Source organism: Hyphomicrobium sp. (assembly GCF_035687085.1).
In the GTDB taxonomy this organism is placed as follows: domain Bacteria; phylum Pseudomonadota; class Alphaproteobacteria; order Rhizobiales; family Hyphomicrobiaceae; genus Hyphomicrobium_B.
Map to the genome: position 1 here is coordinate 1 of NZ_DASRYS010000018.1, position 16,339 is coordinate 16,339.

15 protein-coding genes and 1 pseudogene are annotated in these 16,339 nt (G+C 62.0%); 14 read left to right on the top strand and 2 right to left on the bottom strand.

Features of this window, described 5'->3' with window-relative positions; translation table 11 throughout:
- Positions 1–522: pseudogene (locus VFG26_RS16050) on the bottom strand (hypothetical protein); the annotation flags it as partial.
- A 268-nt stretch (positions 523–790) separates the two neighbouring features.
- On the opposite strand from VFG26_RS16050, the gene VFG26_RS16055 reads away from it, so the two are divergent.
- The 13 genes from VFG26_RS16055 to VFG26_RS16115 all read left to right on the top strand — a co-directional run bounded on the left by VFG26_RS16055 (position 791) and on the right by VFG26_RS16115 (position 14,513).
- The gene (locus tag VFG26_RS16055; RefSeq protein WP_325027041.1) at positions 791–1,906 is read left to right on the top strand and encodes an enoyl-CoA hydratase/isomerase family protein; all 1,116 of its coding nucleotides are present in this window, start codon (positions 791–793) and stop codon (positions 1,904–1,906) included.
- Between the two features lie 221 nt (positions 1,907–2,127).
- Positions 2,128–2,637 carry a transcriptional regulator LdtR gene (ldtR, locus tag VFG26_RS16060; RefSeq protein ID WP_414653316.1) on the top strand — a complete coding sequence of 170 codons (510 nt, stop codon included), beginning with the start codon at positions 2,128–2,130 and terminating at the stop codon, positions 2,635–2,637.
- A 200-nt stretch (positions 2,638–2,837) separates the two neighbouring features.
- On the top strand, positions 2,838–4,178 hold the full coding sequence (locus VFG26_RS16065; protein ID WP_325027042.1) for a L,D-transpeptidase family protein: 1,341 nt from the start codon (positions 2,838–2,840) through the stop codon (positions 4,176–4,178).
- Positions 4,179–4,398: 220 nt separating this feature from the next.
- On the top strand, positions 4,399–5,631 hold the full coding sequence (gene hemA / locus VFG26_RS16070) for a 5-aminolevulinate synthase (RefSeq protein WP_325027043.1): 1,233 nt from the start codon (positions 4,399–4,401) through the stop codon (positions 5,629–5,631).
- A gap of 179 nt (positions 5,632–5,810) precedes the next feature.
- Positions 5,811–7,115, top strand: a complete 1,305-nt coding sequence (gene glyA / locus VFG26_RS16075) for a serine hydroxymethyltransferase (protein ID WP_325027044.1) — start codon at positions 5,811–5,813, stop codon at positions 7,113–7,115.
- Positions 7,116–7,430: 315 nt separating this feature from the next.
- Positions 7,431–7,958 carry a transcriptional regulator NrdR gene (gene nrdR / locus VFG26_RS16080; RefSeq protein ID WP_325027045.1) on the top strand — a complete coding sequence of 176 codons (528 nt, stop codon included), beginning with the start codon at positions 7,431–7,433 and terminating at the stop codon, positions 7,956–7,958.
- A 6-nt stretch (positions 7,959–7,964) separates the two neighbouring features.
- A complete protein-coding gene (ribD, locus tag VFG26_RS16085; protein ID WP_325027046.1) occupies positions 7,965–9,101 on the top strand; it encodes a bifunctional diaminohydroxyphosphoribosylaminopyrimidine deaminase/5-amino-6-(5-phosphoribosylamino)uracil reductase RibD in 1,137 nt (378 codons plus the stop codon).
- 4 nt (positions 9,102–9,105) lie between these two features.
- Entirely contained in the window at positions 9,106–9,699 is a 594-nt protein-coding gene (locus VFG26_RS16090) for a riboflavin synthase (protein WP_325027047.1), read from the top strand.
- Positions 9,699–10,850 (top strand): 3,4-dihydroxy-2-butanone-4-phosphate synthase, encoded by a 1,152-nt coding sequence (ribB, locus tag VFG26_RS16095; protein WP_325027086.1) that lies wholly within the window; start codon positions 9,699–9,701, stop codon positions 10,848–10,850. Before VFG26_RS16090 ends, ribB begins: the two co-directional genes overlap by 1 nt.
- An 8-nt stretch (positions 10,851–10,858) precedes the next feature.
- Positions 10,859–11,362 carry a 6,7-dimethyl-8-ribityllumazine synthase gene (gene ribH / locus VFG26_RS16100; protein WP_325027048.1) on the top strand — a complete coding sequence of 168 codons (504 nt, stop codon included), beginning with the start codon at positions 10,859–10,861 and terminating at the stop codon, positions 11,360–11,362.
- Positions 11,359–11,856 (top strand): transcription antitermination factor NusB, encoded by a 498-nt coding sequence (gene nusB / locus VFG26_RS16105; protein WP_325027049.1) that lies wholly within the window; start codon positions 11,359–11,361, stop codon positions 11,854–11,856. Before ribH ends, nusB begins: the two co-directional genes overlap by 4 nt.
- Before the next feature lie 48 nt (positions 11,857–11,904).
- A complete protein-coding gene (gene thiL, locus VFG26_RS16110) occupies positions 11,905–12,906 on the top strand; it encodes a thiamine-phosphate kinase (RefSeq protein ID WP_325027050.1) in 1,002 nt (333 codons plus the stop codon).
- 305 nt (positions 12,907–13,211) lie between these two features.
- A complete protein-coding gene (locus VFG26_RS16115) occupies positions 13,212–14,513 on the top strand; it encodes a L,D-transpeptidase family protein (RefSeq protein ID WP_325027051.1) in 1,302 nt (433 codons plus the stop codon).
- Between the two features lie 19 nt (positions 14,514–14,532).
- Here VFG26_RS16115 and VFG26_RS16120 read toward each other — a convergent pair whose 3' ends face one another.
- Complete coding sequence (locus VFG26_RS16120) at positions 14,533–15,012, bottom strand: Lrp/AsnC family transcriptional regulator (RefSeq protein ID WP_325027052.1); 480 nt, start codon at positions 15,010–15,012, stop codon at positions 14,533–14,535.
- Positions 15,013–15,138: 126 nt separating this feature from the next.
- On the opposite strand from VFG26_RS16120, the gene ald reads away from it, so the two are divergent.
- Entirely contained in the window at positions 15,139–16,263 is a 1,125-nt protein-coding gene (ald, locus tag VFG26_RS16125) for an alanine dehydrogenase (RefSeq protein ID WP_325027053.1), read from the top strand.
- The last annotated feature ends 76 nt before the right edge of the window (positions 16,264–16,339 follow it).

The window sequence follows — 16,339 nt, forward strand, 5'->3', positions numbered from 1 at the left end:
CGATAGCGTGACACGCGGGTTCTCCCCGATGCTGATGAGTTCGATGGGGGCAGGGGCGCCGCATGCGCCATCCTTGATCGGCTCATGCGGCAGCACGATCGCCTGGATGCGCTGCAGAACGACGGCACAATGCGCGCGGGCGTCCGCGATCTCAGCCTCGGACCAAGCGGGTGGCTTTGGAGCGGCCTCCGCCGCAGGCTGCACGCCGGCATCGGGCTTCGCGCCGCCTTCCGCCTCTGATCCGGAAGTTGCCGGCGGCTTGCCGCCGTCCTGAGCAGGCTGATCGGCCTTGGCCGGAACTGCGCCTGTCTTCTGAGACGCTTGTCCTGCATGTGCGCCGGGCTTGGATTTGGTCTTCTGGGATTTGGTTTCCGCTGCTGCTGCCTGCTCGGCTTTATCTTTGGCCCCCGCATCCGAGGGCATGCCGGCCGCAAGCAACGGCAAGGCAAAGAGTGCCGCCCAGATGATGTATGGCGAGCACGCTGCTGAAACACTGTCGCGGCCGTGCGAGGATGCTGTCATTTCTGTCTGTACATCCCTGCTGGGCGCTCTAATAGTCGATGATAAGTTCAAAGGGCCAGCGTTCGATAATCGCAGAATTTCATTTGTAGGCCAAGCTACTAACTGCTTCCGATGTCACTGCGGCTTCGATGCGCCGCAAAATTTTCCGAGGGTAATGATGCGGTCTATGGCCGCAAAATATGGCGGGTACGTATGAAACAAGCCATAGCATCGAGTAGGCATTCGAATCGCAGGCCGACTTACCGGGCCGACACTCACCGGGCACGAAGTGAACGAACATAACATCGACCTCAGAACGGCGCGGGCCGAAAAGCCATCGAAGATCGTGGCGGCACGTTTCCAGGCGCTTCAGACATTCACGCTCGAGAGGCCGAACGTCCTCAACGCGCTTGACGATGAGATGTGCCGCACGTTGGCAGCCACCTTGCCGGGCGTAGCGCGCAATCCCGACGTCTATATCGTGGCCCTCCTGTCGAGCCATCCGAAAGCGTTCTGCGCGGGCGGTGACGTGCGCGCTCTCTCGGCGGCCGCCAAGGACGACATCGAGGTCGCGAAGACCTGCCTGCGCAACGAGTATTCGTTGAACTGGCTTCTCGAATGCTTCTCCAAGCCCACCGTGTCCTTCATCAACGGACTATGCATGGGATCTGGCGCTGGCCTTGTCGCTTTCAACACGCACAGGGTCGCTGGTGAAAACTTCAAATGGGCGATGCCTGAAACGAAGATCGGGCTCTTCCCGGATGTCGGCGTAGCGCGCGTGCTCGCAAAGATGCCCTGGCCGATCGGCGTTTATCTGGGGCTCACAGGCCGCATGATCGGCCGCGCCGATGCCCTTTGGCTGGGCATCGTCACCCATTGCATCTCCTCCGCGCATTTTCCCGGTATTCTCGACAAATTGAAAGATGCCGAGCCCATCGATCCCATGCTCGATGGCTTGCATGAAGTTCAAGAGCCTGGAGATTTGCAGGCAGACAAAGGCCATATTCTAGAGCATTTTTCCGAACCGACGCTGTCGGGTATCTTTCGTTCCTTGTCGAAAGCAGAGGCGAAAGGTTGCGATTGGGCTCGAAAAGCATTGGCCGATTTAGCGAAATGTTCGCCATTATCGCTGGCGATCACGATCCGCCATATCCAATCGGCCCTTTCGTTTGATATACGTCAAACGCTCATCGAAGATTATCGCCTAGCGGTGCGATGCATTGCAGATCACGATTTCCACGAAGGCGTCCGGGCGCTGCTGATCGACAAGGATGGCAACCCGGCGTGGAAACTCAAACGCTACGATGATAGTATGGCAACTGTGGTGGATGAGTATTTTGCGCCATTGCCAGATGGCGAATTGGAATTGCCAACAAGATCAGAAATGCAGGCGGCGCGCGTTTAATTTTTTGCGACTCCATTGCTTACAATTCCAGCCGCAAAGTTAGGGAGATATTTACCAGATCGGAATTTTCGCCTGATTATTGGTTAAAAATTTGTTCCAAAGACAGCCCCGAACTATTCTTTTACTATATCTATTTAGCCGAAATTCAGGCCTCCACGTTATCAATTTATCAAAACCCCGGGCAAACCGGGTGGCGTCAAACTTTTTTACGAGGCAGGGTTATGAGTTTAGCGTACGACATGGCGCGTCACCGCGCGCCGGCCCAGGAAGAAGGGTTTCGCGGTGAGTACCTTCAGGCGCTCCGTTTGATCGAGCGTCTTCACCGTCTTCTCCTCGACGTCATCAAGGACGAGTTTGACCGTCGCGGCGGAGCCGAACTCAACAGTGTGCAGGCATTGCTCCTCTACAACATCGGTGAGAGCGAGCTGACGGCCGGCGAACTCAAGACCAGGGGCTATTACCTCGGCTCCAACGTCTCATACAATCTCAAGAAGCTCGTCGATATGGGCTACATCCACTACAAGCGTTCGGACACCGATCGCCGCTCTGTGCGTGTGAGCCTGACCGAAAAGGGCCTTGAGGCGCGCGACATCGTCAGCAAGCTCTATCTTCGTCAGCTGGGTTCGGTTCAGACCGTCGGCGAAGTTTCCAACGAAGACGTCAAAGGCCTGAATAAGGCACTGGTTCGCCTCGAGCGCTTCTGGTCGGATCAGATCCGCTACCGTCTCTAAGATACGGCTGACGCCAATACGAAACCTGCTCGGCGCCGTCGGCAGACAGCGTCAAGGACTTCTCTGTTCCCCAGAGAAGTCCTTTTTCGTTTGACCCGTGGCCTGAAACGCAAGGGAGCGGCTCACCCAGTGTCAAATGCTCGAAACTCGGATAGTCTAGCCCCAACAATAATCGCGATCTCAAGCGTCGGGGGACGTACGTGGACCGGGGGAAACAGAATTCTGAAACGGCGTTCGGCCGCGCTCCGGGGCGCTTCTCCGCCATCCTGCGAATTGGATTTGTTGCACTATCGGCCGCCGCAGGGCTGGCCTCAGACGCGTCCGCTCAGAACTTCAGCTGGTTCAACTTCGGCCCGACCGGCAACGACGGGCCTTCGTATACGACCAATCGCACCGACCCTGATTTTGTTCGCGAATGGGAGGCGAACCCGCCCAAAGGATTCGCGACGCTCGCCAAGGCCAACATCGAAGCCACCAAGATGGCGGTCCGCCAATACACGATGATCGTAGGGAAGGGTGGCTGGCCTCAGATCCCCGAGCCGCCGCCGAAGACGCCGCGCGACAGTCTCATGCAGTACGGAACGACGGACCGCGCCGTCGCCCTGCTGCGGGCCCGCCTCGCAGCGTCGGGCGAGTTCCGTGGCACGAATACGACATCCAACTATTTCGACAACGAATTGGAGAAGGCGCTGCAGCGCTATCAGGCAGCCAATGGTCTGGCGCCGACGGGCATTGCCGACAAGCGCACGATCGCCGCCCTCAATGTTCCGGCGGACGTGCGCCTCAAGCAGCTGAAGGTGAACCTCACGCGCCTGCAGGAGGCGATCCCGGCAACGGCGAAGCGCTATGTCGTCGTCAACATACCGGCCGCGCACATCGAGGCGGTCGAGAACGGCGCCATCGTTGCACGGTATGCGGGCGTCGTCGGCAAGCCCGAGCGGCCGACGCCGCTGCTGCGGACCCCGATCACGGACCTTAACTTCAACCCGATGTGGCGTCTGCCACCCACGGTCATCTCGGAAGACCTCATCCCGCGCGGCCGCGAGATGCAGAAGAAGGGCCAGAACGTCCTCGTGAAGTTCGGCATCGACGCTTACGCGGGCGGCAAGAAGGTCGACCCGCAAAGCATCAACTGGGAGAAGGTGACGCCCGGCACCTACACGTACAGCCAGAAGCCGGGGAAGGAGAACCCGCTCGGCTTCCTCAAGATCAACTTCAACAACGCCCATTCGGTCTACATGCACGACACGCCGTCGGACCGCATCTTCGGCCGCAACTTCCGGTCCGAGAGCTCCGGCTGCATCCGCGTCCATAACATTGAGAAGTTGGCGGCTTGGCTGCTCGCCGGCCAGAACGGCTGGAGCGCCAGCCGAATCGCGCAGGTGAAAGAGCAGGGGCAGCGGCTCGACGTGCGCCTGAAGCAGCCCGTGCAGCTGCTCTTCGTCTATATCAGCGCCTGGGCCACCGAGGATGGCGTGGTTCAATTTCGGCGCGATATTTACCAGAAGGACGGCATCGGAGAGGTCGCATCCTCGTATTAGTTCCCGCCAACGGCGTGCAGCTGGTATGCAAAGATGTCATCGTAACTTGAATGCGGAGCACAGGCCTGCCAAATAGGGGTCCGGCGGCACGCTGGCCTCCTCTAGCGTGACCAATTTTTCATCCTCTGCGCGACGAAACGGCACTGGTCCTTTGGGGGCCCCGGGTACATAAACGGGCTAAAATAATAAACACGGTGCTTATGGGAGCGGAAATCGACTGATGAATTACGAGCAGATGCTCTCGAAAGCCCTCGATACCGTAAAGAGTGAGGGGCGTTATCGGGTTTTCGCCGATGTGAAGCGCCGCCGTGGCGCATTCCCGCGGGCCGAAGTCGTCAAAGGCGACGCCGCCAAGCCCATAACCGTTTGGTGCTCCAACGATTATCTCGGCATGGGCCAGCATCCCAAGGTGCTCGCCGCCATGCACGAAGCCATTGATACCGTGGGCGCAGGCTCCGGCGGCACCCGCAATATCGCCGGCACCACGCACTATCACGTCGAATTGGAACGTGAACTCGCCGACCTCCACGGCAAGGAGATGGCGCTTCTCTTCACCTCCGCCTTCGTTGCCAACGAAGCCGCGCTCTCGACGCTCGCCACGCTCTTTCCGGGCTGCGTGATCTTCTCCGACGAAAAGAATCACGCCTCGATGATCGCCGGCATCCGCAACGGTCGCGGACCCAAGCAGATCTTCGCCCACAACGACCTCGCCGATCTCGAAGAGCGCCTCAAGAAGGTGCCGCGCGACACACCCAAGATCATCGCCTTCGAGAGCGTCTATTCGATGGATGGCCACATCGCCCCCATCGGCGCCATCTGCGATCTGGCGGAGAAGTACAACGCGCTGACCTACCTCGATGAGGTCCACGGCGTCGGCCTTTACGGCCCCCGTGGCGGCGGCGTCGCCGAGCGCGATGGCGTCATGCACCGCGTCGACATCATCAACGGCACGCTCGCCAAGGGCTTCGGCGTCATGGGCGGCTACATCGCCGCCTCGAAGACGCTCTGCGATGCGATCCGCTCCTATGCACCGGGCTTCATCTTCACGACGTCGCTGGCACCCGCGATCGCGGCTGGCGCTGTCGCTTCGATCCGCCACTTGAAAACGAGCAACGCCGAGCGCGAGAAGCACCAGGAGCGCGCCCGGACGCTGAAACGGCGTCTGATCGCGGCGGACTTCCCGGTCATCTCGGGACCCAGCCACATCGTGCCCGTGCTTATCGCCGATCCCGTCCGCTGCAAGGCGCTGACGGATGTGCTGCTCGACCGCTACGGCATCTACGTCCAGCCGATCAACTATCCGACGGTTCCGCGCGGCACAGAGCGGCTGCGTTTGACGCCGTCGCCGCAGCACACGGACGCCGATATGGAGCATCTCGTCAACGCTCTGTCGGATCTGTGGTCTCAGTGCCCACTCGCCTTGATGGAGAGCCTCGCCGAAGCGGCTGAGTAAGCCGCGCCGGCAATCGTTGCCTTCGCCGCAAATCCGCCACCCGCGCCCTTATTACGCGGGTCCGGCGGGTTTCAGCGCTGGCGCGATCGCCAGTACTATGGTTGATACCGCGTCCGGCCGGGCTTGCTCCAGGGTACCCGCCAGCGCTACAAAACACTTCCCAAAATAGAGGAAAGCCCATGTCGACTGCACCGGCCGCAGCAACCTCGCAGACCTCGCGCTTCTTCAAGGCGCATCTGTCCGAGACCGATCCTGAAGTCTTCAGCGCGATCCAGAAGGAATTCGGACGCCAGCAGAACGAGATCGAGCTGATCGCTTCGGAAAACATCGTTTCCCAGGCCGTGCTCGACGCTGCAGGCTCCGTTCTCACGAACAAGTACGCTGAAGGCTACCCCGGCAAGCGCTATTATGGCGGCTGCCAGTTCGTAGACATCGCTGAAGAGCTTGCGATCGATCGCGCCAAGAAGCTCTTCAACTGCGGCTTCGCCAACGTGCAGCCGAACTCGGGCAGCCAGGCGAACCAGGGCGTCTTCAACGCGCTCGCCAAGCCCGGCGACACCATTCTCGGCCTGTCGCTCGCAGCCGGCGGTCACTTGACCCACGGCGCGTCCGTCAACCAGTCGGGCAAGTGGTTCAACGCCGTGCACTACACGGTGAAGCCCGACACGCACCTCATCGACATGGACGATGTGCGCAAGCTCGCCCAGGAGCACAAGCCGCGCATCATCATCGCTGGTGGCTCGGCCTACCCGCGCAAGATCGATTTCGCTGCATTCCGCGCGATTGCTGATGAAGTGGGTGCCACGTTCCTCGTCGACATGGCGCACTTCGCCGGTCTCGTTGCAGCCGGTCTCATCCCGAGCCCGTTCCCGCACGCTCACGTCGTCACCACGACGACGCACAAGACGCTGCGCGGTCCGCGCGGCGGCATGATCCTCACGAACGACGAGGACATCGCCAAGAAGGTCAACTCGGCGATCTTCCCTGGCATCCAGGGCGGCCCGCTGATGCACGTCATCGCCGCGAAGGCCGTTGCCTTCGGCGAAGCGCTGCGTCCCGACTTCAAGGTCTACATCAAGAGCGTGATGGACAACGCCAAGGCGATGGGCGAAACGCTCGTCCAGAACGGCTTCGCGCTCGTCTCGGGCGGCACCGACACGCACGTCGTGCTCGTTGACCTGCGTCCGAAGAAGATCACCGGCAACAAGGCTGAGAAGGCCCTGGGCCGCGCACACATCACCTGCAACAAGAACGGCATCCCGTTCGACCCCGAGAAGCCGATGGTAACGTCGGGCATCCGCTTGGGCTCGCCCGCCGGTACCACGCGCGGCTTCGGCGTCGCCGAGTTCCAGGAAATCGCCCGCCTGATCACCGAAGTTCTCGATGGTCTCGCCAAGAACGGCGAAGAGGGCAACGCTGAGGTCGAAGCCGCCGTCAAGGCGAAGGCGACCGCCCTTTGCGAACGCTTCCCCATCTACGCCTGAGCCGAAGTCTCTCGGGTTTAATCGATCAGAGCGCCGGATTCGTCCGGCGCTCTTTTCTTTTGCGCTGCTCTTCCGGTCATCTGTGACACTGCTGGCCAAAGAAGCTCGGCCAAACGCCGCGTAAATCCGCTAATCTCCGGCCCGGACTAAGACCGATCCATCGCGGGCTCGTTTTCACATTGTTGAAAACCCTATCCAGGGCCATCTGGGCAATGTGTGGCCACGGCGGAATCTGGCTTGTGGTTGAAGCGAAGTCTGTCTGATCGGAAACAGGGCGGCCCGGCTAATCGAGCGGGCGATTGCGAGGAGCTTACGATGCGCTGTCCATTTTGCGGAAGCGAGGATAGCCAGGTCAAAGACAGCCGGCCGTCGGATGAGAATTCGGCGATCCGCCGGAGACGCATCTGCGCCGACTGCGGCGGACGTTTCACCACGTTCGAGCGCGTTCAGCTGCGCGAATTGACCGTCGTCAAGCGTTCCGGCCGCAAAGTCCTGTTCGATCGCGATAAGCTTTCAAAGTCGATCTCGGTCGCGATGCGCAAGCGCCCGATCGAACCGGAACGGATCGATCGCCTTGTGTCAGGCCTCGTGCGCCAGCTCGAAAGCTCGGGCGAAACGGAAATCACGTCCGCCGAAATCGGCGAGCTCGTGATGGCGGCCTTGCGCGAATTGGACCCCGTCGCTTATGTCCGGTTCGCATCCGTCTATCGCGACTTTCGCGACGCTGCGGATTTCCACGCGGTTCTCCGCGAACTCGCGAGCAATGCCCACGATCCGCTCGATCTGACGGAGCGGTTCGGGACGACCGCGCTCGATGAGATTGCGATTCAGAAGAAGCACTGAGCACGTATGTCGAGTTCCCCCGGTTCTGCGTTCGACGACGAGATGATGGCGGTCGCGCTGCGCATGGCCGAGCGTGGGCTGGGCGCCACTTGGCCGAACCCATCGGTCGGCGCCGTCATCGCCAATGAAGAAACCGGCGAACTGATCTCGCGGGCGAGAACCGCCAACGGCGGCCGTCCGCACGCTGAGACGACGGCCATCGCCGCCGCTGGCGAAAAGGCGCGCGGTGCCACCATTTACGTCACGCTTGAGCCGTGCTCGCACTACGGACAAACAGGCCCATGCGCCGGGGCCATAGTCGCCGCCGGATTGAAGCGCGCCGTCGTCGCCATTGAAGATCCCGATCCCCGCGTCGCGGGGCGCGGCCTCGACATGCTGCGCGAGGCCGGCATCGAAGTCGTCCGCGGCGTCGGCGCAGCGGAAGCGAAATGGATCACGCGCGGCCACGTCGTCCGCATCACCGAGCGCCGGCCGCTCGTGACGCTGAAGCTCGCGCTCGATGCGAAGGGCGACATCGCCCGCGGCTCCGGCAGCCAGCCCGTGTGGGTGACAGGCGAACAATCGCGCGCGCATGCCATGGTGCTGCGCAGCGCGTACGACGCGATCCTCGTCGGCGCGGCGACTGTGAAGGACGACGATCCGGAATTGACCTGCCGTTTGCCCGGCCTCTTCGACCGCTCGCCGGTACGCATCGTGCTTTCGCGCTCGCTCGATTTGCCTGTCAAAGCCAAGCTCTTCGAGAGTGCCCAGAAGGTGCCGGTCTGGCTGATGACGGCGGCAGGAGCCGATGCGAACAAGAAGGCCGCGATCGCGGCGGGCGGCACCGAGGTCATTGATGCCGGCGTCGTCGGCGGATCGCTTTGGCTGCCGTCCATCATGGAGGCTCTCGTCGCGCGCGGTATTACGCGTTTGCTCGTCGAAGGCGGCCCCGCGATCTGGCGTGCCTTCGCCGAGGCCTCGCTCGCCGACGAGATCATTCTTTACATGGCGGGCACGCCCACCGACGTTGAGGCCGAGAACGCCGTCACCCGCTGGCTCGGACCTCAGGGGCTGAGCGTGGCCGAGCGGCGGATCATAGGCACCGATACGATGTGGCGGCTTCACGCCTTGCGGACAGGACGAGCGGACAAGGAAGGACGCTGATCAGATGTTTACCGGATTGATCACGGATGTGGGCGAGGTGATCGCCAAATCGCAGGGCGGCTTCACCTTGAAGACGGCCTACAAGCTTAAGCCGCAGGAAGTCGGCCTTTCGATCTGCTGCGACGGCGTATGCCTGACCGCGACCACGATCACGCCGCTCGCCGATGGCGCGGAATTTACCGTCGACGTTTCCAACGAGACGATGGCGAAGACCACACTCGACCAGTGGAAGCCGGGGCGCCGCGTCAATTTGGAACGCTCGCTGCGGGCCGGCGACGAGCTTGGCGGCCACATCGTCTCAGGCCATGTGGACGGCATCGCTAAAATCATCTCGATCACGGACGACGGCGAAAGCAAACGCTTTCTTTTGGAGGCGCCCGAGCATCTTTCTCGCTATATAGCCCCCAAGGGGTCTATAGCGTTGGACGGGACCTCACTGACGGTCAACGAGGTTGCGGAAGTCCGTTTTGGGGTCAATCTCATTCCGCACAGCTTGACGGTAACGACCTGGGGCGCGAAAAACCCCGGCGATCTGGTCAACCTCGAAGTCGATGTTTTTGCGCGCTACGTAGCGCGTCTGATGGAGTTTCGCCCATGATGTCGGGCACGACGAATTTGCAATCCGCGAATACCGGTAGCGCGCTCTCGCCGATCGAGGAGATCGTGGAGGAGATGCAGAATGGCCGTATGGTCATTCTCGTCGATGCCGAAGATCGCGAGAACGAAGGCGACCTCATCATTCCGGCGCAAATGGCAACGCCAGATGCCATCAACTTCATGGCCAAGCACGGCCGCGGATTGATCTGCCTCGCGCTGACGCCCGCGCGCGCCAAGGAACTCAATCTCGATTTCATGGTGCGATCGAACGGATCGCGCAATCGCACCGCGTTCACGCAATCGATCGAAGCGCGCGAAGGCATCTCGACCGGCATCTCCGCATTCGACCGCGCACGGACGATCGCGACCGCCATTGATCCGACGAAGGGCGCGAGCGACATCGTCTCGCCTGGTCACGTCTTCCCTCTCATCGCGCGCGACGGCGGCGTTCTCGTCCGCGCCGGTCACACCGAAGCATCGATCGATCTGGCGAAGCTCGCCGGGCTCTCGCCCGCAGCCGTCATCTGCGAAGTGATGAACGAAGACGGCACGATGGCGCGCATGGCCGATCTCGCCCGCTTCGCCAAGGTGCACGATCTGAAGATCGGCGCGATTGAAGATCTGATCGCCTATCGCCTGAAGAACGATCGCATCGTGAAGCGCGTCGCACAAACGCCCGTTGAGACGACGAGCGCGGGCAGCTTTGAGCTTCACGTCTACGAGACGACGGTTGAGCCCGGCGAACATCTGGCGCTCGTCAAAGGCAACATCGCGAAAGGCGGACCGACGCTGGTGCGTGTCCATGCCGTCAACGTGCTGCACGATGTGCTCGACATCGATGGCCATCCCGAAAGCGGCTCGGTCATCGAACAGTCGATGCGCGCCATCGAAGCCGAGGGCCGCGGCGTCATCGTTCTCATTCGTGACTTGCGTCCCAAATCCGTGTCTGATTGGGTGACGCGGAAGAACACACCGGGTGCACTTGCCGACTTGAGCAAGGAACGGCGCCAAGTCGAAATCGGCGTCGGCTCGCAGATCCTCGCGGATCTCGGCGTCAAGGACATGGTGCTGCTCACCACATCGCCACAGCACGTCTACGTTGGCCTCGAGGCATTCGGGCTGCGTGTGACCGGAACGAGAAAAATCGAGTAGCTCGACACATGGTTCAGAAAACCCCAGGAGCGCCGCGGGACGAAAAGAGCGCGGCTCCGATTCGAGCGCACATTCTTCTTATCGAAGCGCGCTACTATGAAGACATCGCCGATCTCCTCATTGAAGGGGCGATCGCCGAGTGCACGAAGCGCGGCGCGACCTACGAACGGGTCGTGGTTCCCGGCGCGCTCGAAATTCCCCAGGTGCTGTCCGCCGCCGCCGAGGCGCGTGCGGCAGGGCGCACGGCGTTCGATGGCGCTGTCGCTCTCGGATGCGTTATTCGCGGCGAGACGGGGCACTATGATATCGTCTGCAACAATGCAAACCATTGGCTGATGGATGTGGCCGTGCGCCAGAACGTTCCGGTCGGCAATGCGATACTCACCGTTGAAACGCGCGAGCAGGCCGTAGCGCGTGCCGAAGGCGGCATTGCCGGCAAGGGTGGCGATGCAGCGCGTGCGTGCCTGCGATTGATCGAGACGAAACGCGCTTTTTGGGAAATGACGGCATGACGGCCAAGGGCAAATCCAAGGTCGGTGAGATCACGCCCCGCACCGCGGCGCGCATCGCGGCCGTGCAGGCGCTCTATCAGATGGATATGGCCGGCATCGACGTGAATGACGTCATTGCCGAATTCATCGAGCAGCACTTCGAAGGCGAGAACCGCGACGAGGTCCTGGCGACCGCCGACCGCGTCTTCTTCGCGGACATTCTGCGCGCCGTTTTGCGCCGTCAGCGCGAAATCGATCCGATGGTGGACGAGCAACTCGCCACCGGCTGGAGCCTCGTGCGCGTCGATTCCATTCTGCGCGCCATCCTGCGCGGCGGTGTTGCCGAATTGCTCGACCGCGATGACGTTCCCGCGCGCGTCGCCATCAACGAATACGTCAACGTCGCGCACGTCTTCTTTTCCGAAGACGAGCCGCGCGTCGTCAACGGCGTGCTCGATAAGCTCGCGCGGCGCCTCAGAGGCCACGAGTTCGTAAGACGGGTCACGCCATCCTGAAGCCGGCCTGAGGGCCGATGATCGCGCGAAAACCGCAGGTTGGAAAAGATGCAAGGCTCTGACGATCGGATCGAAGACGAAACCGATCTCGTCCAGACCTATCTGGCGCCGCTCGCAGCGGGGGCACCGGGCGCCTTCGGACTTCGCGACGACGCGGCACTGATCTCGCCCGAACCTGGTACGGGCATCGTCGTCAGCAGCGATCCAATCATCGCAGGCGTTCATTTCTTCGCAGGCGATGCCGCCGCGGACTTCGCCTGGAAGGCGCTCGCCGTGAACGCCTCCGACATGGCGGCCAAGGGCGCGACGCCGTTCGGGTACATCCTGACGCTCGCTCTTCCCGAGGCGCCAACGCGCGACTGGATGCAAAGCTTTTCCGCCGGCCTGAGGCAAGCGCAGGAAAGTTTCGGGTGCCATCTCTTGGGCGGCGATACCGATCGCACGCCGGGCCCGCTCACGATCGGCGTCACGATGATGGGCTCCGTGCCGGCGGGCAAGTTCGTCCCACGCCACAGCGCCCGCAGCGGCGACCACGTCTTCGTCACGGGAACCATCGGAGACGCGGCGCTGGGACTTGCGCTTCGCAAAATTCCGGCAGCCTTCGATGACGTATTGAGCGAGGAGCAACGCGCATTTGCGCTCGGCCGCTATCTCCGGCCACGACCGCGCATCGGCTTAGCAGAAGCCCTCCGAAATCATGCCTCCGCCGCGCTCGATGTCTCCGACGGGCTGCTCAAGGATCTGCGCCGTCTCGCCGGAGGATCGGGGATGTCTCTCGAGCTCGGGTCAGTTCCGGTGTCTTCGGCGGTGAGCGCCGCGCTCACCCATGATGAAAATCTCGCGAGCCTCGTCCTTGCTGGAGGCGACGACTACGAGATCCTCGCCGCCGTGCCGCCAAACGCGGTGGCCGGTTTCAAGCAAGGCGCCGAAGAAGCCGGTATCGCCGTCACGCGACTGGGAATTCTCGAAGAGGGAAGCCCGCTCGAGGTTCGCGATCTGAACGGAAGGTTCCTGGACCTCCAACGCCTTGGCTACGACCACTTTGCGTGAGGCACCGGCCGGTCGGGCCGGCGTCAGGGTCTGAGAAGCACGATCGCAACACGGATGCGCAATCGTTGATTGCCGCGACGGGTTTGGGCTGCCAAATCGTCACTGTTTGGCCATACGCGTGGTGGAGTTAAGTGGCTGAAAAGGCACGTATGCAGCCCGATAGATGCGCGGCACCCAAATTCAAAAGCGTGCCGCGTTGAAGTTTTATACTGGTGAAAACATTTAGCGGAAGCCGGACGAGCGGGATGAGGGATTTGGTTTTGACGACACGGATTGGAGCTTCGGTTCTGAGAGCGGCTGCCCTGGTGTTGATTGTGTCCGCGCTTCAACTTGTTCCGCAGTTTGCTGGATCAGGCCACGCCCAAATCAGCATTTGGGATGAGCTGCAGGGCCCGAGCTACGGCCGCGGCGCGAGCGAAACCCGGCCTGCGTCGACAGCAAATAACTTCGATGACCTGCGCCCCGATGCAACGCCCTGGCGTAGCGACGTCATGCTGAACGCCATGGCGGCGGCGATCGAGCGCTACGAGAAGATCGTCGAGAGCGGCGGCTGGCCCGTCGTTCCGCAGGGCCGCATGATGCGCGAAGGCGACGATGATCCGCGCGTGCCGATTTTGCGCAAGCGCCTGCGCATCTCGGGAGACATGCCGGCGAAGGGCTCCTATTACGACTCGCAGACATTCGACAGTGAGCTGACGGAAGGCGTGAAGCGCTTCCAGAAGCGCAACGGCATTCGCGAGACGGGCCGCATCGAGCAGTCGGTCTATCCGGTGTTGAATATCACCGCCGATCAGCGGCTGGCGCAGCTCAAGCTGAATTACGAGCGTCTCCGCGGCCTCATGAACGGCATCGAAGATCGCTATATTCTGGTGAACGTTCCCGCGTTCCAGCTCGAGGCGGTCGACAAGTTTGAAGTGCAGCTTCGCCACCGCGTGATCGTCGGGCGGCCGGGCCGCGACACGCCCGACCTGCGTGCGACGGTCAGGGCGCTCAACTTCTTCCCGTATTGGCGCGTGCCCGACAGCGTCGCGACCCTCGATCTCATTCCGCGCCTGCGCAAGGAGCCGGGCTATCTGGCTGAGGAAGGCATTCGCGTCTACAACGGCGTCAACGGACCCGAACTCGATCCCAACACGATCGATTGGTCGTCGCCGCAAACGGCCAGCTACAAGTTCAAGCAGGATCCGGGCGAAAAGAACGCTCTCGGCCTTTTGCGTATCGACATGTCCAACCAGTACGGCGTCTACATGCACGACACGCCGATGAAGAACCTGTTCGACCAGCGCAGCCGCGCCTTCAGCGCCGGATGTGTTCGCGTGAAGAACGTCTTCGATCTGGCCGATTGGATCGCGCACTACGAGGCCGGATGGGAGCAGCCCGGCCGTGTCCGCCAGCAGCTGGATACAGGGCAGCAATTCGAGCTGAAGCTGACGCGCCCCATCCCGGTCTACTTCACCTACATCACGGCGTGGGCGGAGCCCTCCACCGGCGTGGTCGAGTTCCGGCCCGACATCTACGGCCGCGACGGCGCCGCGATGCAGACCTCTTATCAGCATGATGCCGAAGATGCGCCGCCGGCTTCCGCCGCTGCCGCTCTGGCGCCCTGAGGCCCGGGGGATGCGAGGGCTAACGCAGCAAACTCGAGCCGGGCAGGGTCCGGCTCGTCACCTCGCGCAGCACGAAGCTCGAGTGGAGGCGTGAGATGCCGGGGAGCCGCGAAAGCTGCTCCTTATGGATCCGCTCGAAATCGGCGAGATCCCGCGCCAGCACGGTGATGAGATAATCGTCCTGGCCCGACATCATGTAGCAGGACACGATGGACGGCGCGGCGGCGGCCGCCTGTTCGAACGCCGCCAGGAGCTCTTCATTCTGGCTCTCAAGGCTGATCTGGACGACGACCATCATCGTAAAGCCGAGCGCCTTGCGATTGATTTTGACCTCGTAGCCCTCGATCACGCCCGATTGCTCAAGCGTACGGATCCGGCGGCCGATAGCCGTTGGCGATAACGGGACCGACTGCGCCAGTTCGACCTGGCTCTGACGCCCGTCGGCAAGAAGCGCGGTCAGAATTGCCTTATCCAGCGCGTCCATGGCAATTTCCGCCATCTTCCTGCGTTCTCCGGATTGTCCGCGCATACAATCGTCGGTTTAGTGCGACATGACAACCGAAAATGCCGCGTAATAGCGCGCAATCCGTGCCACTCTCACATTGCTAGCAGAGGGGTCGAGACCATGCGGATCGGTGTTCCTACTGAAATTAAGCCTGATGAATATCGGGTCGGCCTCGTGCCCGGCTCGGTGCGCGAGCTAACGGCACACGGCCACGAGGTCGTCGTCCAATCTGGCGCGGGCGCGGGCATTTTTGCCGATGATACAACTTATGTAAAAGCCGGTGCTCGCATCGTTCCGACGGCGGAGGACGTGTTTGCCGACGCCCAGATGATCGTGAAGGTCAAGGAGCCCCAACCCGTCGAGTGGAAGCGGCTCCGGCCAGATCAGATCCTCTTCACCTATTTGCACTTGGCCCCGGATCCGGCGCAGGCGATTGGCCTGATGGAATCGGGCGCTGCCGCCATTGCGTATGAGACCGTCACCGATCCGGCAGGCGGACTGCCGCTGCTGGCCCCGATGAGCGAGGTGGCGGGACGCCTTTCCATCGAAGCTGCTGCCGTGGCGCTGCGCCGCCCGGCCGGCGGCCGCGGCGTGCTCTTAGGCGGCGTTCCAGGCGTCAAGCCGGGCAAGGTCGTCGTGCTGGGCGGCGGCGTCGTTGGAACGCATGCGGCCCGGATGGCCGCGGGGCTCGGCGCAGAGGTTTCCATCATCGACCGCTCTCTGCCTCGGCTGCGCCTGCTGGACGAGATGTTCCATGGCCGCGTCCGCACGTTGGCCTCCACCATGGACACCATCGAGAACGAGGTGCTCTCCGCCGACGTCGTAATTGGCGCCGTGCTGGTCGCAGGAGCGAGCGCGCCGAAGCTCATTACACGGGCGATGCTGAAGGACATGAAAAGGGGCGCCGTGCTCGTCGACGTGTCGATCGACCAGGGCGGCTGCTTCGAGACTTCCAAGCCCACGACGCACGCCGATCCGACCTTCGAGGTGGACGGCGTCATCCATTATTGCGTGGCAAACATGCCGGGCGCCGTACCCGTCACTTCGGCCCAGGCCCTCAATAACGCAACGCTGCCATTCGTCCTCAAACTTGCCGAAAAAGGCCTTGCAGCCTTCGACCGGGATCCCCACCTAGCTAATGGATTGAATGTCAAGGACGGCCGCATCACGCATCAGGCCGTCGCTGCATCTCTCGGCTTCGATACTCTTGATGGCAGCCGCAACAATCGTTTGGCGGCGGAATAGTTCAAAGAACCCCCGTGCTGCCGGTATCCCCTCGCCGGTAGCAGATCGACCGGTCGCTCCTTTCCCCCCGGGAGCG